This is a genomic window from Pseudomonas sp. LBUM1651 (assembly GCF_059716135.1).
Genome location: NZ_CP166805.1, coordinates 4401840 through 4426878, shown reverse-complemented (window position 1 = coordinate 4426878; position 25039 = coordinate 4401840). Strand labels below are relative to the sequence as shown.

Here is a 25039-nt window from a genome sequence, read left to right as displayed (position 1 = left end):
ATGAACTACGATTCCATCCAGGCTGCCGCTTCGGTTCTTGCGCAAGCGCGCATGACGCGAACCCCGTGCGGTCGTATCTCCGAGCGCTTCCAGATTTCCACTTTGGCTGACGCTTATGCCGTACAGGAACTCAATACACTGGCCGCGCTGGCCGCTGGGCGCCGTCTCAGCGGGCGTAAAATCGGCTTGACCTCGCTGGCCGTGCAAGAGCAGCTGGGCGTCGATCAGCCAGACTTCGGCATGTTGTTTGCCGATATGGAATACGGCGATGGCGAGGCCATCGATAGCTCCCGCCTGATTCAGCCAAAAGCCGAGGGTGAGATTGCTTTCGTGTTAGGACGTGACTTGCCCAATCCGGACGCCACACTGGGCGAGCTGATGAGCGCGGTGGAGTACCTGGTGCCGGCGCTGGAAATCGTCGATTCGGCGATCGAGAACTGGAAAATCACCCTGGTCGATACGGTGGCCGACAATGCTTCTTCGGGGCTCTACGTCCTGGGCAAGAGCCCTGTGCGCCTGGCCAATCTGGACCTTGCGCTGGAAGGCATGCTACTGGAAAAAAATGGTGCTCAGGCGTCGATCGGTGTGGGCGCAGCCTGTCTCGGCAACCCGTTGGACGCCTGCTTGTGGCTGGCGCGGACCATGGCCGAATTTGGCCGGCCACTGCGCGCAGGCGACGTGCTGTTATCCGGTGCCTTGGGCCCCATGGTACCCGTGAGCACCGGTGACAGCCTGCGCCTGAAACTGACCCGGCTGGGTGAAGTGAGCTGTCGATTCGTATGAGTGTGATGCGCTGACCGTTTGGGGTCATGCGACAGGGGTCCGGCTTGTTGAACCCGCACCCGTAACAACAAAAATAATGATGATGAGACAGCAGACCTGTCTGTTGATCTCGTGAGGGCGTGCCGTGTACGACTTTTTCGACGATCCTGCCAAGTTGGCACCTGCTCGAGTAATTGTCGAGCCAGGTGAGGCGGGCAGTTTCATATTGCGATCCGCTGAACAACTGCAACCCTATGCCCGTTGTATCGGCGAGTGGCTGGAGCAATGGGCGCGCGAGGCTCCACTGCGCCCTTACTTGGCCGAGCGTCGAAATGGCGTCTGGTTCAGCGTGAACTACAGCGAGGTTCGCCAACGCGTCGGTGCTCTGGCTCAAGGTTTGCTGGAACTCGACGCGGAGCCCGGTCGACCGGTGCTGGTGCTGTCGGAAAACGACATCGATCAGGCATTGATTACGCTAGCCGCCATGCATGTCGGTATTGCGGTGGCTACCGTTTCGGTCGCGTATTCGCGCAATACACAGAGCGGCTGCAGCAAGCTCAAGTCTATCGTGGCGCAGCTGCAACCGGCGTTGATCTTCATCAACGATGGTGACACCTATCACCGCACCATCGAATTGATTCAACCGGACTGTCCCGTCGTCGTTGCGCGCAACGCCCAGGCCGTTCCTGGCGCGCTGCCACTGCCTTTGCTTTACCGGGTCGAAAGTGCGCAGGTGATGGAGACCTTTCTGCGCCTCGATGGCGATGTCACCGCCCGCTATATGCTGACTTCCGGCTCCACTGGCACGCCCAAAGTGGTGATCAATACCCATCGCATGCTGTGCGCCAACCAGCAATCGATCGCCCAATGCTGGCGCTTCCTCGAAGGCAGTGAAATGGTCGTGGTGGATTGGCTGCCGTGGAGTCATACCTTCGCCGCGAACCACAACTTCAACATGGTGCTGCGCAACGGCGGCACGCTCTATATCGATGATGGATTACCGGTGACCGGGCGCATCGAGCGGACCGTGGAAAATATCAAATCCGTCCAGCCAACGGTGTTCTTCAACGTCCCTCGTGGCTATGAAGCGCTACTGCCTTATCTGGAGCGCGACGAGGAGTTGGCGCAAGCACTTTTCGGTCGCCTGGACATGCTGTTCTATGCTGCTGCGGCTTTGCCACAGAACACCTGGGACAGGTTGATGGCCTGTGCGGAAAAGGTGCGGGACAAGCCTCTGTTCTTTACCAGCGAATGGGGCGCGACCGAGACCTCTCCAGTGCTCACCAATGTTCATTACCGTTTGGACAAACCAGGCAACATCGGCCTGCCAGTACCGGGCGTAGAGATCAAGTTCGTGCCCAGCGGCGACAAGCTGGAAATGCGTGTACGCGGACCCTCAGTGTTTCAGCAGTATCTCAACGACCCGAAAGGCAGCCTTGAGGCGTTCGATGAACAGGGCTTCTATCAGATTGGCGATGCCGGTCGACTGCTCGATCCCGAGTGCCCGGAGAAAGGCATCGTGTTTGATGGGCGGGTCACCGAAGACTTCAAGTTGACCACGGGCACATGGGTTTCCGTTGGCACGTTGCGCCCACGGCTGGTGAGTGTCTTGGCGCCTTACGCTTCTGACGCCGTGATTTGCGGACATGATCGAGACGTGATTGGCGCATTGATCTATCCGACGCCGGCGTTACGCGCCTTGGCCGGAGCCGCCGGCAAGCGCATGAGCGCTGAACAACTGGCGCTAATACCTGCCATTCGCCAGGCCCTTAGTGCGGGTATCCAAGCACTGGCCCGGCAGTTTCCTGCGTCCTCGCAGCATGCCGTGCGCATGGTCATCCTCGACTCGCCGCCGAGCCTCGATGATGGGGAAATTACTGACAAGGGTTACATCAACCAACGTGCTGCACTTGGACTGCGTGCTGATGCGGTCAAGCGTCTGTATGCCGAGACGCCGGACCCGACCGTGATTCTTCTCGACGAAGCGTATGGAGAAAGTAAATGAGTTCCAGAAAACTGAAAGTCGCCATCATCGGTTCCGGCAACATCGGCACCGACCTGATGATCAAGATCCTGCGTAACGCATCGCACCTGGAAATGGCGGTCATGGTCGGCATCGACCCGGCCTCTGATGGTCTGGCCCGCGCTCAACGCATGGGCGTGGCCGTGACCCATGAAGGCGTTGAAGGCCTGACCCGCCTGGACATGTTCAAGGACATCGACTTTGTGTTCGATGCCACCAGTGCTGGCGCCCATGTGAAGAACGACGCGTTCCTGCGCTCGATCAAACCCGGCATCCGCCTGATTGACCTGACGCCTGCCGCCATCGGCCCGTACTGCGTGCCGGTGGTCAACCTGGAGCAGAACATCGCTCAGCTCAACGTCAATATGGTGACTTGCGGTGGCCAGGCAACCATCCCGATAGTCGCGGCGGTGTCGCGTGTGGCGAAGGTGCACTACGCGGAAATCGTCGCCTCGATTGCCAGCAAATCTGCCGGCCCCGGCACCCGCGCCAACATCGACGAGTTCACCGAAACCACCTCCAAAGCCATCGAAGTGATTGGTGGCGCGGCCAAGGGCAAGGCGATCATCGTGATGAACCCGGCCGAGCCACCGCTGATGATGCGCGACACGGTGTTTGTGTTGTCCGAGGCAGCCGATCAGGCTGAGGTCGAGGCGTCCATTCTCGAGATGGCCGTAGCTGTACAGGCTTATGTGCCAGGTTATCGCCTGAAACAACACGTGCAGTTCGACGTCATTCCTGAAGACGCTCCGCTCCACATCCCGGGCCTGGGCACGTTCTCCGGGCTGAAGACTTCGGTGTTCCTCGAGGTTGAAGGCGCCGCCCATTATCTGCCGGCCTACGCCGGTAATCTCGACATCATGACCTCCGCTGCCTTGGCCACCGCCGAGCGCATGGCGCAGTCGATGCTGAACGCCTGAGGAAACCGACATGACTTTTAACCCCGGCAAAAAACTCTACATCTCCGACGTGACCCTGCGCGACGGCAGCCACGCGGTGCGTCACCAGTATTCGCTGCAGAACGTACAGGACATTGCCCGCGCCCTGGACAAGGCCAAGGTCGACTCGATCGAAGTCGCCCACGGTGACGGTCTGCAAGGGTCGAGCTTCAACTACGGCTTCGCCGCTCACACCGACCTTGAGTGGATCGAAGCGGCCGCTGACGTCATCAGCCACGCTAAAATCACCACCTTGTTGTTGCCAGGTATCGGGACGGTGCACGACCTGAAAGCCGCGTACAACGTAGGAGCGCGAGTGGTGCGCATCGCCACTCACTGCACCGAAGCGGACGTCTCGAAGCAGCACATCGAGTACGCCCGTGAACTGGGCATGGACACCGTCGGCTTCCTAATGATGAGCCACATGATTCCGGCCGAGCAGTTGGCCGCGCAGGCCAAGCTGATGGAAAGCTACGGAGCCACCTGCGTGTACATGGCCGACTCCGGCGGCGCGATGAACATGCAGGACATCCGTGACCGCTTCCGTGCCTTCAAGGCGGTGCTCAAACCGGAAACCGAAACCGGCATGCATGCGCACCACAACCTGTCGCTTGGGGTGGCCAACTCGATCACCGCTGTCGAAGAAGGTTGCGACCGCATCGACGCCAGCCTCGCCGGCATGGGAGCCGGGGCCGGTAACGCGCCGCTGGAAGTGTTCATCGCCGCCGCCGAGCGCCTGGGCTGGAACCACGGCACCGACCTTTACACGCTAATGGATGCGGCCGACGACATCGTGCGTCCGTTGCAAGACCGTCCGGTACGGGTCGACCGCGAGACCCTAGCGCTGGGTTATGCCGGCGTCTATTCGAGCTTCCTGCGCCACGCTGAAATCGCCGCCGCGAAGTACGGCCTGAAGACCCTCGACATCCTCGTTGAGTTGGGCAAGCGCCGGATGGTGGGCGGTCAGGAAGACATGATCGTCGACGTCGCCCTCGACTTGCTGACGGCCCAGCGCCGTTAATTTTTCATCACACAGTGAATGAGCAAATGCCATGACCTATCACGTAGATATTCAACCAGCTGGGCAACAATTCGATCTGGATGCGAGCAAGACTATCCTGGATGGAGCGTTGGCGGACGGGCTGATGCTAAAGCACAGCTGCCGTGAAGGGACGTGTGGCAGTTGCAAGGGCAGGGTGGTGAGAGGCAGTGTCGATCATGCCAATAGCCCGCTGGAGGTACTAAGCGAAGAGGAACGTGCTGCCGGACTCGCTTTGTTCTGTTGTGCCAAAGCGACCTCGGACCTGGTCATCGATGCTCCGGAAGTCACCGAACTGCGCGGCATTTCCATTCAGCAGACGGCCGCCCGCGTGGCCAGCATCGAAAAGGTCGCCGACGATGTCATGGTCGTGCGACTGATGTTGCCGCCTACGGTCACGTTCAATTATTACCCCGGCCAATATGCGCAAGTATTGCTCAAGGACGGCAGCCGTCGCAGTTATTCGATGGCGACGCGCTCGACAGTGGATAATCAACTTGAGTGGCATATCCGTCATATGCCAGGGGGCAGTTTTAGCGGGCATGTATTCAATGCATTGAAACCGCGCGAACTGCTTCGTCTAGAAGGGCCTTATGGTTCTTTTTATCTGCGTGAGAACGATCAACCGATGATCTTTCTCGCCAGTGGTACCGGTTTTGCGCCGATCAAGGCGTTGCTTGAGCAACTGCGTGAACAGGGTAATAACACGCGTCCGGTTTATCTCTATTGGGGTGGCCGGCAGCGCAAGGATCTCTACCATCACGAGCAGTTGCTCGAGTGGCAGGCCGAGTCACCCTGGTTGAACTACATCCCGGTGCTCTCGGAGCCGAACGATGCCTGTAAGTGGCAAGGCGCTTGCGGATTTGTCCACCAACAGGTCCTGTCCGACTTTGCTTCGTTGAAGCGCTTCGAGGTGTATGCCTGTGGTGCACCGATCGTTGTGGATTCAGCCCGTCGCGACTTTATTGGGCAGCGAGAGTTGCTCGAATCCAATTTCTACGCTGATGCATTTGTATAAACGCAACAACGTTAACTAACGGATTAGAACGAGAAACACCCGAACTTGATTGGGCACGCCTGCGTGGTCGCTCAACAGGTTCGGCGGCAGGGACACGCCTGCAGTAAAGCCCCGTTCAATACTAATAAAAATAGAGAAAACCATGAAAGCTCAAATTCGCGTTCCCTCGAGTATCGCTGTTTGTTTTGTTCTCTCCGTTCTTGCTGGGCAAGTAAGGGCCGCTGGTTTTGTCGAAGACAGTAAAGCCAGTCTGACGATGCGCAATTACTACTTCGATCGCGACTACAAAGGCACTTCCGCGCAATCGGCAGCCCGCGAGTGGGCCCAGGGCTTTATTCTCAAATACAGTTCGGGCTTCACCCCGGGATCTGTGGGTTTCGGTATGGATGCCGTGGGGCTGTTGGGCGTCAAGCTCGATTCATCGCCGGACCGTACGGGCACAGGTTTGCTGCCGTACGACGTGCCCAGCCGAGAGCCGCGCGACGATTATTCGGAGCTTGGCCTGACCGGCAAAATGAAAATCTCGAAGACGGAACTGCAAGCCGGGACCATCAGTACATTCCTGCCTATCGCCTTCGCCAGCCCCACACGCTTGTTGCCGCAGACCTTTCGTGGTGCCTATTTGCGCTCGCAGGATCTGGACAAGCTGTCGTTGAGTGTCGGCTTTTTGGACCGCATCAACCTGCGCGATTCCACCAGTTACCAAAAAATGACCGTCGCATCGCCCAATGGCCGTTTCAACCCCAAGGCCGAATCGGACAAGTTTGTCTTTCTGGGGGGTGATTACAAATGGTCCGATAGCCTGACACTGAAGTACTACCATGCCGTGCTGGACGAAATGTATCGCAAGGACTACTTCGGCTTCGAGCAGATACAACCTATCGGTCCTGGAAAGTTGAAGACGGATGTCCGCTACTTCATCACCGGGGAAGACGGTGCAGCCAAGGCCGGGCATGTCGACAACCGAAATCTGGGGGCGATGTTCACTTATACGGTGGGCGCCCACAGCCTGGGCGCTGGCTATATGCAGCTCAATGGCGACACCGCGATGCCATATCTGACAGGGACTGAACCCCTGGTGGTGTCCGAGGGCTCGCTCAGCTCCGAGTTCATCAACCCGAAAGAACGTAGTTGGCAAGTGCGCTACGACTATGACTTTGCGGGCCTCGCAGTGCCGGGTCTCAAAGGCATGGTGCGCTACCTCAATGGCAGCAATATCCAGCTGCCAACAGCTTTGGGTGGAGACGACCTCAGTGAAAGCGAAAAAGATGTCGAACTGTCCTATGTCGTGCAGTCGGGCACATTCAAAGGGGTCAGCGTACGTCTGCGTCATGCCTGGTATCGCAACGATTTCGCCCCGGCGGCGACCTTCCGCGATGACAACGAGACACGGGTGAACATTGATTACACCCTGGCAATTTGGTAGTCGAGCAGCGACTGGCCGGGCAGGCGCCATCAGCGCCTGTTCCTCACTGCCGTCCCTCGGTAGTGCCTATTTAGAGTGTGAGGTTGCCCGGATGTTTATTGTTGATGCTGTCGAGTCGCAGGGGCTGTGCCATGACCTCGACCAGCCCAAAGCCTGTGCGCAAATGCTCAGGCGGATGATCGAACTGCAGGAGCGCGAGCGGTGTCATCTCGCACGTGAACTGCATGACGATGTGGGGCAATTGTTAACCCTGATCAAGATCAGCGCCAACTCGGCCCTGCGTCATCTTGTCGGGGATCAGGAGCAGCGACAGGCCGCGTTGATTCGGGTAGTCGACGAGGCGCTGGGCAAGGTGCGAGATCTGTCGAACATTTTGCGACCGGCGCATCTGGACGGCGTGGGCCTGATTGAAGCCATGCAGCGAATGGTCGAGAGAATTCCGTCTGATATGCCCGAGGGCCTGCGCGTCCGGTTGGAGTGTGCCGCGTTGGAACCGCGTCCGGATGTCTGCGTTGAAGTCACGCTGTTCCGAATATTCCAGGAGGCCTTGAACAACGTGCTCAAGCACGGCAGTGCCAGCCTGGTCGAAGTAAGACTCAGGCGGCGCAATGACGGAATTCACCTGACGATCGACGATAACGGAAGCGGTTTCGATACGGCCGGCGTGATGCAGAGCGGCAAGGGTATGGGCTTGATGAACATGGCCGAAAGGGCCCGGCTTTTAGCCGGAGAGTTCACGCTGGACTCAGGCTTGGGTAGAGGTACGCGAATAACGGTGGTTATTCCTGATTCCAACATGGACAAGCGAGGTGGAGAGGCTGAAGCAATTGACGCCTGCGCTCCCACTACCACAACAAAAACAACAACATTGGATTACTGATCATGCAGCAGCGTGTATGCACCGTTCCGACACATCGAAATCGAATGAAATCGGCGCTTCTCCCTGGCCATTCATGTGGTTATTGCACCTACAGCGCTCCGCGCTTCGAAGCCACCTCCGTCCTGCTCGCATTCCACTGAGGATCACTCATGGACTTTTCGATTTTGGCATTTCTCACCCAGGACGGGCTGACCACAGGCGCCATCTATGCGTTGGTGGCTCTGGCGCTGGTTCTGGTGTTTTCGGTGACCCGCACGATCCTGGTTTTCCAGGGCGAGTTCGTTACCTTCAGCGCCCTGACGCTAGCCACTCTCCAGTCCGGCCTTTTACCCGGCACGTTGTGGTTGTTGATCGGCTGCTCAATCGCGGCATGCCTGCTCGACAGTGCAATCGCATTGAAACACCGCCAGCCATGGCAATTGCCACGAATCGCGCTCAGCTACCTGACACTGCCATTTGCATTGCTTGTAATGCTCAAGACCTTTGACCTGCAAAGCCTTCCAGGTCTGGTAAAGATCATTTTTGCACTGGCAATCGTTACACCGTTGGGACCGCTGCTATACCGGCTGGTTTATCAGCGCGTAGCTCAAAGTTCGGTGTTACTGCTGCTGATCATTTCGGTCGCTGTGCACATCGTGCTGATCGGGGCAGCCTTGTGGATGTTCGGTGCTGAGGGCGTGAGAACCGAGGCTTACAGTGATGCCGGTCTGATGCTCGGTGAACTGTCGATCAGCCTGCAAAGTCTGCTGGTGGTTGGTTGTGCATTGCTATTGATCGGCCTGCTTTACGTTTTCTTTGGCCGCAGTTTGTATGGCAAAGCCTTGCGAGCCACTGCATTCAACCGCACTGGCGCGCAACTGGTGGGCATACCCACTCAACTCGCCGGCAAGAGCGCTTTTGCGCTGGCAGCATTCATCGGGGCCATTTCCGGAATCCTCATCGGTCCACTGACAACTTTGTATTACGACTCCGGTTTCCTCATCAGCCTCAAGGGCTTCGTTGCCGCAATCATGGGCGGTCTGATCAGCTATCCATTGGCCGCGGCAGGTGCCTTCCTGGTAGGCCTGCTGGAAAGTTTCGCGACCTTCGGGGCATCGGCTTACAAGGAGGTCATCGTTTTTACACTGGTCATACCCGTGTTGCTCTGGCTCTCGCTGAAACACCCCAACATTGAGGAGCAACACTAATGGCCCGTCGTCTCATACCGCTGCTTTTTCTGCTCTTGGCGGCCTGTATCACCCCTCAGATATTGCCGTCCTTTTACGTCAGCCTGTTTAACTACATCGGCTTGTACAGTCTGGTTGCGTTGGGCCTGGTGTTATTGACGGGGGTCTGTGGCCTGACGTCGTTCGGCCAGGCAGCATTCGTCGGCATCGGGGCTTATGCCACTGCGGTACTCAGTACCACGCTGGGGTTATCACCCTGGCTAGGGCTTCTGGCCGGCTTGAGTATGACCCTTGTCGTTGCCCTGGTACTCGGCCTACTGACCTTGCGCCTGGCGGGTCACTACTTGCCCATCGGCACCCTGGCTTGGGGATTGGCGATCTATTACCTGTTTGGCAATCTGCCGGGGCTGGGAGGTTTTGGCGGCATTCAGGACCTGCCAACCATCACGTTGTTTGGCTGGCGGATCGACAGCGCGGCAGATTTCAGCCTACTGATCGCAGTCTTGTTGATTGCCAGCATCTGGCTGCTCGACAATCTCTTGCACAGTCGCCAGGGTCGCGCGATCCGCAGTCTCAAGGAAGCCGGCGGCATGGCTGAGGCCATGGGTGTGAACACGGCACGCAGCAAATTGATCGCATTCGTACTGGCAGCCTTGCTCGCATCGCTTTCCGGCTGGCTATATGCGCACATGCAACGAGTGGTCAACCCGACACCTTTCTCGGTGAACATGGGTATCGAATACCTGTTCATGATCGTCCTGGGTGGCACTGCGAGCCTATGGGGCGCGCTGGTTGGTGCGGCGCTGGTGACTTTGATCAAGCAGGTGCTGCAAGACGTGTTGCCGATGTTGTTCGGGCATGCCGACAACTTCGAAATGATTTTCTTCGGTCTGCTGGTGATTCTTGTACTGCAGTATGCCCGGGAAGGTCTGATTCCACTTTTGCGCAATCGCCTGCCGACACTTCGCGCTTCCATCCTGCCCCTCGCCGATGCAACTGCATTGCCTCGGCGCCAGCCACCCACGAACGGCGCCCCGCTGCTGATAGCCGAAGGCCTGGTGAAGCGTTTCGGCGGGCTTGTCGCAAATAATGATATGAGCCTATCGGTCAAATCAGGCGAAATCACAGCGCTGATCGGCCCGAACGGCGCGGGCAAGTCCACATTGTTCAACCTGTTGTCCGGGGTATTACCTCCCACTGCTGGACAGATCCTGTTTCTGGGCCAGCGCATCGACGGCCTCCCACCACGCAAAATCGCCAGGCTGGGCGTGAGCCGCACCTTCCAACACGTGCGGCTGCTGCCGGAAATGAGTGTTCTGGAGAATGTCGCTCTTGGCGCCCATAGCCGGGCAAGCGCAGGACTCTTGCGTTCATTGCTGCACGCAGAGCGCGAGGAAGAAAAACGAATTCTCGCCGAAGCCGCGCGACAAATCGAACGCGTCGGACTCGGTCAATTCGTCCATACGCCTGCCGGCAGCCTCGCTCTGGGACAGCAGCGCATTGTCGAGATCGCTCGTGCGCTGTGCAGTGATCCCTTGCTGTTGCTCCTCGACGAACCCGCGGCGGGTTTGCGATATGGCGAAAAACAAGCGTTGGCCGGTCTGCTCGAACAATTGCGCAGCGAAGGCCTGGGCGTGCTGTTGGTGGAGCATGACATGGACTTCGTCATGCGCCTGGCTGACCACGTCGTTGTGATGGAGTTCGGCCAGCGTCTTGCTGCCGGGACCCCCGAAGAAATACAGGACAACCCGGCGGTGCTGGCCGCTTATCTCGGAGGGGTGGAATGAGCCATCTATTGCAAGTACGTAACCTATCGGTCAGTCATGGCAAGGTCGAAGCCGTGCGCAAGCTCGACCTGCATGTCGAGGAAGGCCAGATCGTCAGCCTGATCGGTCCGAATGGGGCGGGTAAAACCACCTTGATGGCAGCTCTCATGGGTTTGCTGCCCGCTTCCGGAGAAGTGCGCTACTTGGGCCAACCGCTGTTGGCCCACAAGGGCGTTGCGCAACGTGTTGGCATGGGCATGGCGCTGGTGCCGGAAAGCCGCGAACTGTTCGGCCCGATGAGCGTGGAGGACAACCTTCGGCTGGGCGCATTCAGTCGCCACCGTCGCGGTCTGCGGGATCACGACCAGGGCCTGGATGAGGTGTTCGGTTTGTTTGCGCGACTGTATGAGCGTCGCCAGCAGGCAGCCTGCACCCTCTCCGGCGGCGAGCGGCAGATGCTTGCCATTGGACGCGCATTGATGGGCAAACCCCGATTGCTGATGCTCGACGAACCCAGCCTGGGTCTTGCTCCGAGGGTGATCAACGAGACGTTCTCGATTATCGAGAACCTGCGACGCAGCGGCGTTTCGATTCTCTTGGTGGAGCAAAACGCAAGAGCTGCGCTCAAGATTTCGGACTACGGGTATGTCATGGAGCTAGGCGAATTGGTTCTGGAAGGTCGAGCTGAAGACCTGGCGCAGAATCCAAAAGTCATTGAGACCTACCTGGGCCGTAAACCCACTACATTCGGCCCCCCAAAAACTGAGGCAGTAGATGCCTGAGAAAGTAAAAACCTGCTGATCAGAGTTCCCCCGCACCTAGAACAACAAAACCACCTGGAGCTTCCATGAAACGCCACATCGCCTTGTTTTTTGCTGCAGTGATGACAACATCAGCTCATGCCGACATCTCTATCGGCATCATCCTTTCGACAACCGGACCTGGAGCCTCTCTGGGCATTCCAGAACGTAATACCGTGCAACTACTGCCCAAACAGATCGCTGGGCAAACCGTTAATTACATTGTCCTTGACGACGCTAGCGACAGTACCGCGGCCACCAAGAACGCTCGCAAACTGGTGAGCGAAAATGCTGTTGACCTGCTGATCGGCTCCACCACGGTGCCAACCTCTTCGGCGGTCGCCCAAGTCGCCAAGGAAAGCGGTACGGCGCAGATCGCCCTTGCTCCTTACGTCCCGCAAAACAACGAGAATCATTGGATCTTCACTATCGCTCAAACCAATACCCTGATGGCCAAGGCGCTCATCGAGCACATGCAGCACAACGGCGTCAAAACACTGGGTTACATCGGTTTCAACGACGTCTGGGGTGAGGACTGGCTCAAGGCACTCGGCGAATTGGCTCCCGCAGCCGGCATCACGCTGGTGCGCGATGAGCGCTTCAGCCGCACCGATTCCTCTGTCAGTGGCCAGGCATTGAAAGTGATCGGCGCACGCCCTGACGCAGTGCTGATTGGTGCTGCCGGAGCTCCCGCTGCGCTACCCCATACCGAACTGCGCAGGCTCGGCTACAAGGGCGCGATTTACCACACTCATGGCGCGGCCAATGGCGCCTTTCTGCGGATCGGCGGCAAAGCCCTCGACGGGGCCATCCTGCCCGTCGGACCGGTAGTGGTGTGGGACAAGCTACCCGACAACCATCCCTCAAAGGCAATCGCGAGCCAATACGCGCAAAGCTATGAGGCACAGTTTGGTGCCAATAGCCTTTCTCCTTTTGGAGCCTATTTGTATGACGCCATGCGCCTGGTGGAAGCCGCAATACCTGGCGTACTGCAAGCCGCCCAGCCCGGAAGCCCCGAATTCCGTCAAATCTTGCGTGACCAGCTGGAAAAAACCGACAACGTCGTTGGTACCCATGGGGTTTACAACTTAAGCCCAACTGACCATTTCGGGCACGACCAACGCGCCCGTGCGCTTGTCAGCGTGCAAAACCAGCAATGGGTTCTGCTTAATGGTCCTCAATAAACAGAATCGTCTAGCCCTGAAATAGGCATGCATCTGCCTATCACAACGCTCGATGCATCCCATCGGGCGTTGTGTCTGGACACCGAAAAACGGCGTTGTTGCTTTTGATCGAAAGCTTACGGCATCAGTCTGTTGTTACCGCGGTGCACCGACTCGTACCGAGTGCTCGGCAGTGTTGGCCGAAACAGGCATTCAGCTCTCCGAATGTGTGGAACATTTAATTTACACATCGAGCCAATGTGTCGTCGGCTTCTTTTTCTGTAAATACGCCTTTTGCGCAATGCGACATCTAAGATAAGGTTCAATAATCGACATCTCCTCTCGTTCAGGCATGGTCGGCATTTATGGAACGCGGCAATAGCGTCGTCCAAGAGCGCAATACGCAATGCGAGCAAAGTTTGAAAGTTCTGTGCAGTTTGATTCATTCGGCGGTCAACCTCACATCGATATGATGTTGGGTGAAGACGCGAGACGTGAAGATTGCCGCATAAAGTGGGCGCTCGTTTGAACATGCATTGGAGGCTGTACGCTTAAGAAACTACGGGACAGAAAAGACCGTAGAAATACTGATTGGCTAGATAGGGCAAGGCAGTGTCGCGAAATACCGTATATCTATAGGTAAAATCTTCTACACAGTAAAGAAAAGGGCTGGTATTGATTTACCTGTAAAACTCGGTATGACTGCCCTTTGGTACCGATTGGCCGTTATTCGAAACCATCGCAATTGTGGTCACTGCAAGTCGTAAAGATCGCCAAAAACCGTCGTGCAGGTGACGTGCGTCGGTCTTAAGAATCTGCCCCTAAAATTTCGTAAAAAAATTAAGTCCTCCGCCTGCCCTAACCGCGAAAGAGATTGGGCCAATTAAATGGTTGGCCCAGCTTTGGTCTATTTGCCTTTCCGCGAGTTCACAACAGCACCTTACTTGGTGAGACTGATGCATTTCGTGTGTCGCCCGCAGCCTGTGCTTTTCCTGCTTCAAATTTCGCAATGTGATTTTGGTCAAAAAGTGGTTGTCCCAGAGTACTGGCGGTGGTCTTATGGCCACCCAGTTTGTGAAGATTAATGGCGCACAGGCTCGCGAAAACCGAGTCTTGTCAGTTAGTGACTGACTACATCCGAAATCGGCTTGTCAAGTTGTTCAGGCCTGTGGCCAACCGTGCCACCTCACCACTGGCTACCGAAGTCTGCTGTGCGCCATCATTGCTCTGATCGGAAATGTCACGGATGGCGATCAAATTGCGATCGACCTCACGTGCCACTTGAGCCTGTTCTTCGGCCGCGCTGGCAATGACCAGATTCATCCCGCTGATTTCAGTGATCCGTTCGGCTATCAGTGTCAATGCCTCGTCAGCTTCACTGGCCAATGCCTGGCTGCGTGCTGCGTACTCTCCACTGTGCTGCATATCGCGCACACCCTCTTGGGTGACGCTTTGGATCGCGGAAATCATTTTTTCAATTTCTTGGGTGGAGGTTTGTGTTCGCTGGGCCAGATTGCGAACCTCATCTGCAACTACCGCGAAGCCACGGCCCGCCTCACCGGCTCGTGCCGCTTCGATGGCCGCATTGAGGGCAAGTAAGTTGGTCTGTTCCGCAATAGCACGAATCACGTCTAACACACGACCGATATTCGATGCTTCCTCAGCCAATCGGACCACCGTGCCGGTGGTGAAGTTGAGCTTGTTGCTGAGCTGATCAATGGTTTCACGAGTGAGCACGACCTGCTTGCGCCCGCCATCGGTCAACTCCATCGCCACACGCGAGGCGTCGGAAGCGCGGCTGGCACTGTTAGCGACTTCATCTGCCGCCGCTGACATTTCGGTCACGGCCGTCGCCGCCATCTGCATCTCTTCATTTTGTTGATGGATGCCCTGCGCTGTACCTTCGGTGACAGCCTGAAGCTCCTCGGCGGCGGATGCCAACTGAGTCGCAGAACCTTGGATATCTTGCAGCGTATTGCGCAATGTGGCTTGCATCGTCTGCACCGATTGCTGTACTTCAGTGACCTCATCCTTGCCATGCACGAGAATCTTTTGACTAAGATCACCTGACGCCACTCGGGCAGCCGCGTCTTTGAGCGTCGCCAAAGGCCGAGTAATACTACGTATCAGCAGTGTGGCAAAAAGACTACCGCAAATCAGAACACCCAGTAGCAATATCACGAACATGATCGTGGTGAATTCGTACAATTCGATGGCTTCGTCATAGACGCGCTTCGATTCTTCCAATTGAATATTGATCAGTTTACTGAATCTGTCCGAAAGAGGATCAATCATTGGATACAATTTATTTTCAACAAAATGATCAAGTGCAGCCTTGTCGCTCTTACCCAGCATATCTTTTAAGCGTTCAATAGGAGCTTGAGCCGCTTCAACGAACGTTGAGAGTTCCTCTACTGATTGTTGCTCTACCTCGATCATGTTGGTCTTTTGGTAAGCTGACCAAAGCCTGTCGATTTCGCGATCCGCCTCTTTCACGTCAAGCTCAGCTTGGGAAAAGGTAAGCTGACCGCTTCGTGCCTTGTGACTGCTATCGACAATCTTCACCGCGTACAGGTCGGCGATGACTTTCAGATCACGCAGGGGAACGACCCTGTCCAGATAAACCGTATTGAGGCCAGCGATGCTGCGGAGCAGGGCACTCTCTCCCACAACACCGATCACTATGCAACCAAGCAGCATAGTGCCTACGAGAACAAGAAGCCGAGTTCGAATAGTTACCTGTAGCATTTATGTACTCCTGCTTTATAAACTTGCCAATCAAGGGCGCTGGCAAGCAATTTTTTTGTTTCGGGGTTAGAGCGTATCTACTAAAGAGGCTAAGCTAACGATTGCGCATCGTAGTTATGGAGTGCAGGAGTTTCACTGTGAGCCGTACGTATCTATACACAGCACGGTCGCGTTATGAAATCAGGCCAGGAGACCAAGTCGGCGTCGCGCTAAGATCAACTGCTAAATGCGACAGAAAGTTCAAAACCACCAAAAAAAGCTGTGCATCCAAGCATTGTAAAGAGCTTTAGCTAGGTAAAAACCATACATAGATATGCATTTTCCGTATGCAAGTATTTTCCTGTCTCCTACACGTAAATCTACTTACACAGGGCGAGAAGACTAAATTTTCCCCGCGTACGGCCAGCCTTTTGCGTTGATTAAATGCCCGCTTCAGCCGGTTCCAGTGAGCGCAGTGAACGACTACAGCACAAGACGGATGATGAGTAGAGCTATCGGGCTTGATCGATTGTGAGCGGGGATAGGGCGGCACGGTGCGGAAATGGTCCGAAAGGCTGTGCATCTTCGAATTGTAGGTTTCTGTTTCTATCCGTTCTGAATCTGAGAAACCAGAAACAGACACCTTAACAGACACCTTGTTGAAGCGAGGAAGGCTGGAGGCCTTGGAAATAGTGGAGCGGGTGAAGGGAATCGAACCCTCGTTATCAGCTTGGGAAGCCGGAGATAAACGGCGGCGAATGAAGTAAAGGGTCCAAGGCTACCAATGACTCTCCCCTGCCTTAGGGAACGCCTGAAGTAGCCATGAGTCAGTCCAACACCTGCACGCCGCAAAAATATCCGGTTGAATCACTCCCGAAGAGCCACAATCGTACCCATTTAGGCCCTATCACAAGTAGAGAAGCGATCTCCATGGGTGGCGTTATAGTGCGCTCTCGCAGCCCTGCATTCTTGCTCTGAGGGATAGCTAGATTCAACGTTTCGTTTTGGATCTCCTTTATGGTTATAACTAACAAGTTTCCATCGTTCTGCTGCATTAGCATCAAGTGAAGGAAGAGCAAGGAGTAATCCTACAGAAATGGTTAGGATGCCAGTTGCCATCGTAAATTTAATCATGTCAACTCCAAAGGCTGAATTTATGTAATGTGTCTTGGCTTTTAGCGATGAATTTTTAAAGCTTCAGGCCAATTGCGATCATTCAGGCGTCATCAGTACCGCTAGCGTCATCTTGATGAACTCCTCGTTACGATCAATCGCAACCAGGGCGCCCCGGATGTTAGCGGCAACCGCCGCTGAACCACGCTGCTCGACCCAGTTTGTGAGCTCCATGATGGCGGCCTCAAGGGCGAGCTGGTTTTCGTTGATCTTGAATAGCAGGGAAGGGAGCAGGTCTGAGTTCGGCATCGGGTTTCCTCCATGAAGAGTTCAGCATAGCAGCCGAATTGACCTGCCACTTAGATGGAAGTTGGAGCGATTGAGGGGCTCTGTCGAAAACCTACATAGGCAATCACTAGAGTTGCCGCCGCTCCTTTGTGGCATCATTGATTTTAGCCTTGGTCTCGAACTCAAAACACCGCACATCGTTGTCTCAAATGCTATGATCTAGAGGTGTGTTGCCACTAATGCACATAGGGTGTACCTAAACCATTTTCATCAAATACTGATCAAATATTGATCTAGGACGACCATCAATGGTGTTTGCGCGCCTATCTGATTGCAGCGTTTTGTTGCTGCTACTGCTCATTACTTTCCAGGTGTCTCAAGCGGTCGTCGCCTCTGACCTAGATAACCTCGATAAAGCCGAGTTCAACGAGGCAATCGCCAGAGCACGGGAATGCATCACGGTACAGGACGCGACTTGTGTTGAAGAGCAACTGACACTTGCAAAGCGCCGTGCCGGCAGCAGTAGCGATAAGGCATTGGTCGAGCAGCTTCGCAACGCCGGAATGCCGAGCTCGACAGATAATGGTGAACAACAGGCTGCGAACGAGCGAGCAGTTATCCGTGCGCAAGAACAGCGTCGTCAAGCCGTACGCCAGGCTCGCATTGATGATGACGCCAGCCAAGCGGCCAACCAGCCTAGCGCCGCCGATGCAATCCGCAGCGCTGGCGCGCAAATGAACCAGCAACTAGCCAACCAACTTGCAGAAAAACAGTATGCGCGGGAACGCTTGGCCGAAAAGCAACGCCGCGCCCCAGGGGCTGAGCGCGCAGAGCCGGTACGTAAACCGGTGGTGTATGACCAGGCGAAACCTCAGGTGGTGCAGCCAGTTGCAGTTTCATCACCACCAGCATCGCCACCCGCCGCAAAGTCTGTCAAACCAGTTAAGACGACTGAGGTATCAACACAACACGAAGCCCTGGCGTTTTGCTGGCAGACTAAACGAGGCGGGTGGTTGTGTGACGGCCCAGGTGACGAAACCACTCTCGCTGAGAAAGATCAGGCCGGTCAGATTTCGGGGGTCGGATGTCCCAAGCCATCTTTGTTGGTGCCTACTAGCATTACATTGACTAGCACTCGGGTAAAAAAACGTGGCAGCGTCTCCGGCTGGCTTTATCGCTGCGGCAAACAACTGAAGCCGGGCGACACTGGCCATGCTACCTGGAACCGGGATATACGCCGTTTCTGGTCGGGCATTCCTGGCTAAACCCTCACAGTATTTTCAGGAAATAAATCAGTATGAAAAACATCATTAGCGTGCTGTTTAGCTGGGCGTGCCTCTTCAGTATGAGCAACGCCTTGGCTGCGAATGACATGTCAACTTTGCGTATCAGTTGCGACGAGGAAGGCGAAAACGCCGAAGTTTTCATCAACGGCAAATTCAAGGGCGAATGCTCACTGGATGTACAAGTGCGCTCTGGAACGGTCGAAGTGCGGGTGGTCGACGGGCAAAAGCGTGTGTTCGAAAAAACCTTACGAATAGTCGCAGGTACCAGCAAACGCGTGGACGTAGAGTTCGGCGTGGCCGAGCGGGCAGCGGCTAAGGAGGCTGCGAATGTTGCATACCTAGCAGCCTGGAAAAAAGCTACAGCGTATTGGTGGCAGATGCCGGCTGACCCAAACTACTCATGCAGCGATTTGGAAGAGCGAGTGAACGCTCAGATCCGTGGCGTAAGGGAGTTCTCATGCCGCTGTGAAGTGGGCCCGGTGAATCATCCAGCGTGGCGACGATATGACCAGACCGAATGCAATGCCACGTTCAAGGCAAATCTGATCGAAAACAATGTCACCACTTTCTATCACACTAAAGAAGTCACCAATCAATACAGCTACAAAACTGACAACGATTAAGTCGGTGACCGCTTGTAGACTTGGGGCGGATTTGGTGCACTCGTCCTCACCGGGCCGGCGATGCTGGGCTGGCCTGAGGCGACGCCGTCATAGCCGCTCTTTGTCACCTTTCCCTCTACCCTCAAAAACGGATCTAAAGGGGACAGATTTGTTTTCTGTACTCTTGGCCGCCTAGGCCATATCAATCTCGTCTAAGTCACTAATACTCCTCCCCTCTGACGACTTTCTAGACGCTGCGACCGTCTGCTCCTGGCCCGATTGCTGCCTTTCAACGTGCCATACCGCCGATACTGAAGACTCCTAATTAAGGGGCCTGCCTTTTACCCTGCAAAGTCGTCGTCCCCGCGTAGCTTTACCGAAGCCTCAGGAGACATGTTCGCTGGTTTAAAATCTAATAATTTGATTTTAATTTCTAATCACCATCGAAGATGACTTTGGTTCAATTTTTATTGAAGCTTGACGCCGTAACTTTCAAGCAAGTACTGAGTCGCCCTTAGTTGAAAGGGATGATCTTCCACCAGCAGGATGCGCAATTCGTCTTCGAACCTGGGATTACTCACGCTTTAACTCTCATACAGAGGGGCCTGTCATTATTTCGCGAGAATGGCGAGCAATCGATCAGTTTGCTCGGTGTGAGGTGTAGGGGAATTCGGCGAATGCTGAACGCACTTGGGCTTTCAGTGGCTCGAACGGCCAGTCATCTCCAGCGCCATTTCGCTGGCATAGCTGTCGGTCATGCCGGCGATGAAATCAATCATGCGCAGGAACGAAGTGTGTAGCGGGCCGTGAGGGTCGGGCGCGTTGTTGCCCAACAGATCAAGGATGCGACGGCTCTTGAAGGACGGCGTCCGACCGTTGTGCTGTTCCAGCGCGGCGCCGCAGAACGCGTTGAGCAGGATTTCCAGCGTGGTATAGGCGCCGATCTCGTGCAGGGTCTTGCGCTTGTCCTGGAAGATCTTTTTGCGCGCCATGTCTTTGGCATTCAATACGCAGCGTTTGGCGGGACCGTGCATGTGTTCCACCAGATCGCCAGGCAGCGTGCCGGCCAGTAACGAGTCCTGTTGCTCGACAAAGGCGCGGGCTGCGGCGTTGGTCAGATGCTCGATGGCTTTGCCCCGCAGGATGGCCAGTTTGCGCCGACGTGAATCCCGCGGGCCGAGCTGACGATAGGTCTCCGGCAAATCGTCGCCCACCAGGTCCAGCAACAGGGACTCGACTTCGGCGTACTCCAGCAACTCCATTTCCAGGCCATCTTCGAGGTCGATCAGCGCATAGCAGATGTCATCGGCGGCCTCCATCAAATACACCAGCGGATGGCGTGCCCAGCGTTGTTCTTCAAGTTGCGGCAGGCCGAGTTTATGAGCGATCTGCTCCAGCAGCGGGAGTTCGCTCTGATAACAACCGAACTTGTGTTTCTTGTAACCCAGTGAGTCGGCGTGCTTGGCCGTCCATGGGTATTTCAGGTAGGTACCCAGCGTGGCGTAGGTCAGCCGGGTGCCGCCATCAAACTGGTGATATTCCAGCTGGGTGAGCACCCGGAAGCCCTGGGCATTGCCTTCGAAGTTGAGGAAGTCATTACGTTCGACTTCGCTCATTGCCTCCAGCCATCCACGGCCGGCGGCTTGCTGGAACCAGTGACGGATAGCGTCTTCACCAGAGTGACCGAAGGGTGGATTGCCAATGTCGTGGGCCAGGCAAGCCGATTGCACCACCATGCCCAGGTCGCTGGGTTCGCACCAGTCGGGCAGCGCGCTGCGGATGGTTTCGCCGACGCGCATACCCAGCGAACGGCCGACGCAACTGACTTCCAGTGAGTGGGTCAGGCGCGTGTGGATATGATCGTTGCTCGTGACGGGATGGACTTGGGTCTTGCGCCCGAGGCGGCGAAACGCGCCCGAGAAAATGATGCGGTCGTGGTCTTTGTGGAAAGGGCTGCGGCCGAGTTCTTCCGGGCTGTGCAGAGGCTTTCCGAGGCGTTCGCGGGTGAGCAGGGTTTGCCAATCCAAGGCTGGTTCTCTCCGTCAGGTGACTGAGCCTTAAGCTTCCGGGTTCGCGCCATGGCCTGCAAGGGAAAAACACGCATACACCTGTAGGAGCTGAGCTTGCTCGCGATGACGGCGCGTCAGGCGCTGCAGTATCGAGTGAACTGGCCTCATCGCGAGCAAGCTCGGCTCCTACAGCCCGGCGGCGTCGATATCGATGAGCAGCAGTCGCTCGCCGTTGTTGAAAAACTGTCCGGCAGTGAGGCAGTACTGGTTGCTGGTGGCGTCACGGTAAGTGTTGGAAAGCGTCAGCCGGCGCTCATCCCAACCCTCTGCCAACAAATGATAGAAGTACGGACGCCATGACCAGTTGTGTCCCAGGTAGCGATCGTCGGCTTCCCAGCCATTGTTGCGCCATTCAAGGTTCGGCGTCAGTTGCGTGCCGTGACGATCGCATTGATAGAAGCGCAACAGCCAGGGAAAGGCGTCCAGCTGTGGCAAGGCACTGAGCGGCGCGCATGCCTGGGCCCACGTTTGCAGGATCGCCATCAGCTCGCTGAGTTGCTGACGCATGATCATCAGTCGGCCGCGTTCAGCCAGTTTCTGTTGGACATAGCGCTGACGCAGTTGGGCGAAGCGCTCGACAAAAGCGTCGGTGGCAAAGAAGTCGGCTTGCGCGCGGGCGAACAGGAAACCCTGCACGTAGCGCGAACCACACTCCAGGGCAAAATTCAGTTGCGCTTCGGTTTCCACTCCTTCTGCAATGATCCAGCAACCGGTTTTTTCCGCCATTTGCGCAAGGGCCTTGACCACGTCACTGCTGGGCCCGCCCAACGCAGCGGCCTGGAACAGCCGCATATCCAGCTTGAGGATGTCCGGTTGCAGAGCGAGCACACGATCGAGTTGTGAGTAACCGGCACCGAAATCATCGATGGCGATCCGCGCACCGGCTTGCCGATATCGCGCAACCACGTCTGCCAGGCGCTGGATGTCGCCGTCCAGTTCGGTGATTTCGAAAACGATTCGCTGTGGGGCGACGCCATGCCGATTCAATTGCTTGAGGCTGGGCAGCGCCTGGTCCGCGCGCAAGCGACTGATCCAGCGAGGCGACATGTTCAGGCTGAGGAACCAGTCGGCGGGCGCTTCGTGCAAACGGCTCAGGGCGTTATCACGGATCTGGCGATCCAGGCGGCGGAGGGCGATGGCCGGGGTGCGCGGGTCGGCAAACAGCGGTCCCACGGAGGCCAGTTGACCGTCGGCCTGACGCAGTCGACCCAATGCCTCGACGCCGGCGATACGGCCGGTGGCGGTATCGATGAACGGTTGAAAGCAGGCAAGCGGTTGCCCGTCGATCACGAGGCCTCCTTAGTAGGTCTTGTTTTTGGATGACACCCGATGGTCGGGTAGGCACGCAGGTCTGAACCTCTCGATAAAGAGGCTCATCCCGGTGATGTTGCAAGAATGCAGCCAGATAGGGGCTTCAGTGTTTGGGCGAATTGCCTTGCATGATCAGCTTGATCAGCGGCCCTAATGTGGTGCCCAGACGAACCAGTCGTGTCAGGCTGCTCACGCCGCCATTCCTGGTGCCCTTGCCGGTCAAAAAGCCCAGCAGGGTCACGGCCGCCATGCCCCAGAGCGGGGCATGCTTGATGCCGAAGCCGTCATGCAGGTTTTGCGTCATCCCGCGTACCCGCTGCAAGGGTTGCAGCAGTTGCGCGGATTCGTGGCGAATTTCCTGGCGATGCATTTCCATGCGCAGGCGAATCAGCGCCTTGCGCATTTCCGTGCGCGAGCTGTTGTGAGGCAGTTCAGGCAGGTTCATGGCAGCAGGCGCTCCCGATCATTGGCCAATTCTTCCAGGGTGCCGTGGAAGGGCGAGGACTCATCAAAGATCGCCGCCCTCAGACGCATACCGCAGAAGATGCAGGCAAGGGTGTAGAACACGCAGAGCCCGATGATGGCAGGCAGGCGATAAGTGTCCCAAAACAGGATCAACACCAGCGTCGACAACCCCACCAGCAACAGCAAGGCAAACACCAGTGCCAGGCCTGCGAACAGCAACAGGCTGACGGTGCGGGCTTTTTGTTCCTGCAATTCGATGCCGAACAGTTCGACATGGCTGTGCAGCAATCCAAGGAATGCGGCACCCAGGCGCCGCGGTGAAGAGCTTGGGCCCGTCGCGGACGAGCCGGATTCGCCGATCGCCATAATCAGCGCCGGGTTGCCAGCAGACCAATCAGGAAGCCCACACCGGCCGCGATCCCGACCGATTGCCATGGGTTGGCCTGTACATAGTCTTCGGTGGCGGTAACGGCGGCTTTACTGCGTTCGCGCAGGGAGTCTTCAGTCAGTTTCAAGGTTTCGCGTGCACGCAGCAGACTGTCGTGGATTTGCTCGCGCAACTCGTCAGCCTGATCGCCAGCCAGTGTTGCGGTGTGTTCCAGCAACCGTTCAGTGTCGCTGACCAGTGTCTGAAAGTCGTTCATCAGGATTTCTTGAGCAGTCTTTGCCTTGATGCTGGCCATTGGTGATCTCCGTAAGTGGCTTCTGTTGCGTTCGAGTATGAGCCTTGCGTGAAGGTTCAGTGCAAATCATTGGTACAACTTTTGCTAAGTCGTGGTGCGCCGGCCCGCGTGACTGCGCTGTTTCCGGGCAGGAATCGAGTAAAACCTTATCTCAAATAATGAAAACCCGCGCAAAGGTTGCCGCCTTGTGCGCCAAAGCGGCACATCAGGATCAATGTGTAGATCCTGAAAGGTTGCAACTTGGTGCGCGAATTGTCTGCGCGAACTGCTTTGGTGCTTTTTTCGCCTTCAGGTCTGCCAACACCATGGAAAATCTGCAAAGCGCTGTGGACAGTCTGGTCCATAGCTCCAACACGTTGTTCATCTTGATTGGTGCTGTCATGGTTTTGGCCATGCATGCCGGTTTTGCCTTTCTCGAAGTCGGTACGGTTCGACAAAAGAACCAAGTCAACGCGTTGTCGAAGATCCTCAGCGACTTCGCCATTTCGACCCTGGCCTACTTCTTTATAGGCTATTGGATTTCCTATGGAGTGACCTTCCTGCAGCCGGCGGCGGTGATCAATGCCGATCATGGTTATGGCCTGGTGAAGTTTTTCTTTCTGCTGACGTTCGCGGCAGCGATACCCGCGATCATTTCCGGCGGCATCGCCGAGCGCGCGCGGTTCGTACCACAGTTGTGTGCGACGGCGCTGATCGTGGCGTTCATCTATCCGTTTTTCGAGGGCATGATCTGGAACGGTAACTTTGGCCTGCAAGCCTGGTTGCTGGAGCGCTTTGGCGCCGGTTTCCATGATTTCGCAGGCTCGGTGGTGGTTCACGCCATGGGCGGCTGGCTGGCGCTGGCGGCGGTGTTGTTGCTCGGGCCAAGACAAGGTCGCTATCGCGACGGAAGACTGGTGGCGTTTGCACCCTCGAGCATTCCGTTTCTGGCGTTGGGGTCGTGGATCCTGATCGTTGGCTGGTTCGGTTTCAACGTGATGAGCGCGCAAACCTTGCAAGGGGTCAGCGGGCTGGTGGCGGTAAACTCGCTGATGGCTATGGTCGGTGGCACCGTGGCGGCGTTGATCGTTGGGCGCAATGACCCGGGCTTTCTGCATAACGGCCCGCTGGCCGGGCTGGTGGCAATCTGCGCCGGTTCCGATCTGATGCACCCGGTAGGAGCGCTGGCGACAGGCGCCATCGCCGGGGCGCTGTTTGTCTGGTGTTTTACTGCTGCCCAAGGCAAATGGCACATCGATGACGTCTTGGGTGTCTGGCCATTACACGGTCTGTGCGGTGTCTGGGGCGGAGTCGCTTGCGGCATCTTCGGCCAAACTGCTTTGGGTGGTCTGGGCGGCGTGAGCCTGATCAGCCAGTTGATCGGCACCACGCTGGGCGTGGTCGTGGCGCTGGCCGGTGGCTTCGCGGTGTATGGCGTGATCAAGGCGCTTCATGGCCTGCGCCTGAGCCAGGAAGAAGAGTATTACGGCGCAGACCTGTCGGTGCACAAGATCGGCGCCGTGAGCCAGGATTGA

At 56.5% G+C, this 25039-nt stretch carries 22 protein-coding genes and 2 pseudogenes; 14 read left to right on the top strand and 10 right to left on the bottom strand.

The window, feature by feature from the left end; all coding sequences use genetic code 11:
• The 11 genes from ACA066_RS20630 (at nucleotide 1) to ACA066_RS20580 (ending at nucleotide 13002) form a co-directional block, all read left to right on the top strand.
• Nucleotides 1–783 (top strand): 2-keto-4-pentenoate hydratase, encoded by a 783-nt coding sequence (locus ACA066_RS20630; RefSeq protein WP_497696418.1) that lies wholly within the window; start codon nucleotides 1–3, stop codon nucleotides 781–783.
• A gap of 124 nt (nucleotides 784–907) precedes the next feature.
• Nucleotides 908–2767 (top strand): feruloyl-CoA synthase, encoded by a 1860-nt coding sequence (locus ACA066_RS20625; protein WP_497696417.1) that lies wholly within the window; start codon nucleotides 908–910, stop codon nucleotides 2765–2767.
• Nucleotides 2764–3705 carry an acetaldehyde dehydrogenase (acetylating) gene (locus ACA066_RS20620; protein ID WP_497696416.1) on the top strand — a complete coding sequence of 314 codons (942 nt, stop codon included), beginning with the start codon at nucleotides 2764–2766 and terminating at the stop codon, nucleotides 3703–3705. The genes ACA066_RS20625 and ACA066_RS20620 overlap by 4 nt, the downstream gene beginning before the upstream one ends.
• 10 nt (nucleotides 3706–3715) lie before the next feature.
• On the top strand, nucleotides 3716–4744 hold the full coding sequence (gene dmpG, locus ACA066_RS20615; RefSeq protein WP_497696415.1) for a 4-hydroxy-2-oxovalerate aldolase: 1029 nt from the start codon (nucleotides 3716–3718) through the stop codon (nucleotides 4742–4744).
• Between the two features lie 31 nt (nucleotides 4745–4775).
• Nucleotides 4776–5780: a CDP-6-deoxy-delta-3,4-glucoseen reductase gene (locus tag ACA066_RS20610; protein ID WP_497696414.1), complete on the top strand. Its 1005-nt coding sequence runs from the start codon at nucleotides 4776–4778 to the stop codon at nucleotides 5778–5780.
• Between the two features lie 142 nt (nucleotides 5781–5922).
• Complete coding sequence (locus ACA066_RS20605; RefSeq protein ID WP_497696413.1) at nucleotides 5923–7206, top strand: OprD family porin; 1284 nt, start codon at nucleotides 5923–5925, stop codon at nucleotides 7204–7206.
• A gap of 91 nt (nucleotides 7207–7297) precedes the next feature.
• Entirely contained in the window at nucleotides 7298–8086 is a 789-nt protein-coding gene (locus ACA066_RS20600) for a sensor histidine kinase (RefSeq protein ID WP_497696412.1), read from the top strand.
• 149 nt (nucleotides 8087–8235) lie between these two features.
• A complete protein-coding gene (locus ACA066_RS20595; RefSeq protein WP_497696411.1) occupies nucleotides 8236–9273 on the top strand; it encodes a branched-chain amino acid ABC transporter permease in 1038 nt (345 codons plus the stop codon).
• Nucleotides 9273–11039 carry a branched-chain amino acid ABC transporter ATP-binding protein/permease gene (locus tag ACA066_RS20590; RefSeq protein WP_497696410.1) on the top strand — a complete coding sequence of 589 codons (1767 nt, stop codon included), beginning with the start codon at nucleotides 9273–9275 and terminating at the stop codon, nucleotides 11037–11039. Before ACA066_RS20595 ends, ACA066_RS20590 begins: the two co-directional genes overlap by 1 nt.
• The gene (locus ACA066_RS20585; RefSeq protein ID WP_497696409.1) at nucleotides 11036–11800 is read left to right on the top strand and encodes an ABC transporter ATP-binding protein; all 765 of its coding nucleotides are present in this window, start codon (nucleotides 11036–11038) and stop codon (nucleotides 11798–11800) included. Before ACA066_RS20590 ends, ACA066_RS20585 begins: the two co-directional genes overlap by 4 nt.
• A gap of 65 nt (nucleotides 11801–11865) precedes the next feature.
• A complete protein-coding gene (locus ACA066_RS20580) occupies nucleotides 11866–13002 on the top strand; it encodes an ABC transporter substrate-binding protein (protein WP_497696408.1) in 1137 nt (378 codons plus the stop codon).
• 906 nt (nucleotides 13003–13908) lie between these two features.
• Here the strand turns inward: ACA066_RS20580 and ACA066_RS20575 are convergent.
• The 4 genes and pseudogenes from ACA066_RS20575 to ACA066_RS20560 form a co-directional block, all read right to left on the bottom strand.
• Nucleotides 13909–14067: a PA2433 domain-containing protein gene (locus ACA066_RS20575; protein ID WP_497699930.1), complete on the bottom strand. Its 159-nt coding sequence runs from the start codon at nucleotides 14065–14067 to the stop codon at nucleotides 13909–13911.
• 45 nt (nucleotides 14068–14112) lie between these two features.
• Entirely contained in the window at nucleotides 14113–14841 is a 729-nt protein-coding gene (locus ACA066_RS20570) for a methyl-accepting chemotaxis protein (protein WP_497699929.1), read from the bottom strand.
• Between the two features lie 129 nt (nucleotides 14842–14970).
• Nucleotides 14971–15729 (bottom strand): annotated as a pseudogene (locus ACA066_RS20565) (MCP four helix bundle domain-containing protein); the annotation flags it as partial.
• 1191 nt (nucleotides 15730–16920) lie between these two features.
• Nucleotides 16921–17130 (bottom strand): hypothetical protein, encoded by a 210-nt coding sequence (locus ACA066_RS20560; RefSeq protein WP_497696407.1) that lies wholly within the window; start codon nucleotides 17128–17130, stop codon nucleotides 16921–16923.
• A gap of 287 nt (nucleotides 17131–17417) precedes the next feature.
• Here ACA066_RS20560 and ACA066_RS20555 point away from each other — a divergent pair, with 287 nt between their 5' ends.
• Together ACA066_RS20555 and ACA066_RS20550 are read left to right on the top strand one after the other, a co-directional pair.
• Nucleotides 17418–18374, top strand: a complete 957-nt coding sequence (locus ACA066_RS20555; RefSeq protein WP_497696406.1) for a hypothetical protein — start codon at nucleotides 17418–17420, stop codon at nucleotides 18372–18374.
• A 32-nt stretch (nucleotides 18375–18406) separates the two neighbouring features.
• Nucleotides 18407–19018: a peptidase associated/transthyretin-like domain-containing protein gene (locus tag ACA066_RS20550; protein ID WP_497696405.1), complete on the top strand. Its 612-nt coding sequence runs from the start codon at nucleotides 18407–18409 to the stop codon at nucleotides 19016–19018.
• Between the two features lie 461 nt (nucleotides 19019–19479).
• On the opposite strand, the pseudogene ACA066_RS20545 reads toward ACA066_RS20550, so the two are convergent.
• The 6 genes and pseudogenes from ACA066_RS20545 to ACA066_RS20520 all read right to left on the bottom strand — a co-directional run.
• Nucleotides 19480–19578 (bottom strand): annotated as a pseudogene (locus tag ACA066_RS20545) (response regulator); the annotation flags it as partial.
• Between the two features lie 117 nt (nucleotides 19579–19695).
• A complete protein-coding gene (locus ACA066_RS20540; RefSeq protein ID WP_497696404.1) occupies nucleotides 19696–21024 on the bottom strand; it encodes a deoxyguanosinetriphosphate triphosphohydrolase in 1329 nt (442 codons plus the stop codon).
• Between the two features lie 168 nt (nucleotides 21025–21192).
• Nucleotides 21193–22356: an EAL domain-containing protein gene (locus tag ACA066_RS20535; RefSeq protein ID WP_497696403.1), complete on the bottom strand. Its 1164-nt coding sequence runs from the start codon at nucleotides 22354–22356 to the stop codon at nucleotides 21193–21195.
• 124 nt (nucleotides 22357–22480) lie between these two features.
• A complete protein-coding gene (locus ACA066_RS20530; protein ID WP_497696402.1) occupies nucleotides 22481–22822 on the bottom strand; it encodes a hypothetical protein in 342 nt (113 codons plus the stop codon).
• On the bottom strand, nucleotides 22819–23208 hold the full coding sequence (locus ACA066_RS20525; RefSeq protein WP_214377568.1) for a phage holin family protein: 390 nt from the start codon (nucleotides 23206–23208) through the stop codon (nucleotides 22819–22821). Before ACA066_RS20525 ends, ACA066_RS20530 begins: the two co-directional genes overlap by 4 nt.
• Nucleotides 23209–23210: 2 nt before the next feature.
• On the bottom strand, nucleotides 23211–23525 hold the full coding sequence (locus ACA066_RS20520) for an ElaB/YgaM/YqjD family protein (protein WP_017340000.1): 315 nt from the start codon (nucleotides 23523–23525) through the stop codon (nucleotides 23211–23213).
• Nucleotides 23526–23830: 305 nt separating this feature from the next.
• On the opposite strand from ACA066_RS20520, the gene ACA066_RS20515 reads away from it, so the two are divergent.
• Nucleotides 23831–25039: an ammonium transporter gene (locus ACA066_RS20515; protein ID WP_497696401.1), complete on the top strand. Its 1209-nt coding sequence runs from the start codon at nucleotides 23831–23833 to the stop codon at nucleotides 25037–25039.

Coding starts and splice junctions, on each gene's coding strand:
- ACA066_RS20630 (WP_497696418.1), top strand. CDS start 1: ATGAACTACGATTCCATCCAGGCTGCCGCTTCGGTTCTTGCGCAAGCG.
- ACA066_RS20610 (WP_497696414.1), top strand. CDS start 4,776: ATGACCTATCACGTAGATATTCAACCAGCTGGGCAACAATTCGATCTG.
- ACA066_RS20595 (WP_497696411.1), top strand. CDS start 8,236: ATGGACTTTTCGATTTTGGCATTTCTCACCCAGGACGGGCTGACCACA.
- ACA066_RS20560 (WP_497696407.1), bottom strand. CDS start 17,130: ATGCCGAACTCAGACCTGCTCCCTTCCCTGCTATTCAAGATCAACGAA.
- ACA066_RS20600 (WP_497696412.1), top strand. CDS start 7,298: ATGTTTATTGTTGATGCTGTCGAGTCGCAGGGGCTGTGCCATGACCTC.
- ACA066_RS20550 (WP_497696405.1), top strand. CDS start 18,407: ATGAAAAACATCATTAGCGTGCTGTTTAGCTGGGCGTGCCTCTTCAGT.
- ACA066_RS20580 (WP_497696408.1), top strand. CDS start 11,866: ATGAAACGCCACATCGCCTTGTTTTTTGCTGCAGTGATGACAACATCA.
- ACA066_RS20555 (WP_497696406.1), top strand. CDS start 17,418: ATGGTGTTTGCGCGCCTATCTGATTGCAGCGTTTTGTTGCTGCTACTG.
- ACA066_RS20620 (WP_497696416.1), top strand. CDS start 2,764: ATGAGTTCCAGAAAACTGAAAGTCGCCATCATCGGTTCCGGCAACATC.
- ACA066_RS20605 (WP_497696413.1), top strand. CDS start 5,923: ATGAAAGCTCAAATTCGCGTTCCCTCGAGTATCGCTGTTTGTTTTGTT.
- dmpG (WP_497696415.1), top strand. CDS start 3,716: ATGACTTTTAACCCCGGCAAAAAACTCTACATCTCCGACGTGACCCTG.
- ACA066_RS20525 (WP_214377568.1), bottom strand. CDS start 23,208: ATGGCGATCGGCGAATCCGGCTCGTCCGCGACGGGCCCAAGCTCTTCA.
- ACA066_RS20585 (WP_497696409.1), top strand. CDS start 11,036: ATGAGCCATCTATTGCAAGTACGTAACCTATCGGTCAGTCATGGCAAG.
- ACA066_RS20530 (WP_497696402.1), bottom strand. CDS start 22,822: ATGAACCTGCCTGAACTGCCTCACAACAGCTCGCGCACGGAAATGCGC.
- ACA066_RS20520 (WP_017340000.1), bottom strand. CDS start 23,525: ATGGCCAGCATCAAGGCAAAGACTGCTCAAGAAATCCTGATGAACGAC.
- ACA066_RS20590 (WP_497696410.1), top strand. CDS start 9,273: ATGGCCCGTCGTCTCATACCGCTGCTTTTTCTGCTCTTGGCGGCCTGT.
- ACA066_RS20570 (WP_497699929.1), bottom strand. CDS start 14,841: ATGGCGGCGACGGCCGTGACCGAAATGTCAGCGGCGGCAGATGAAGTC.
- ACA066_RS20515 (WP_497696401.1), top strand. CDS start 23,831: ATGGAAAATCTGCAAAGCGCTGTGGACAGTCTGGTCCATAGCTCCAAC.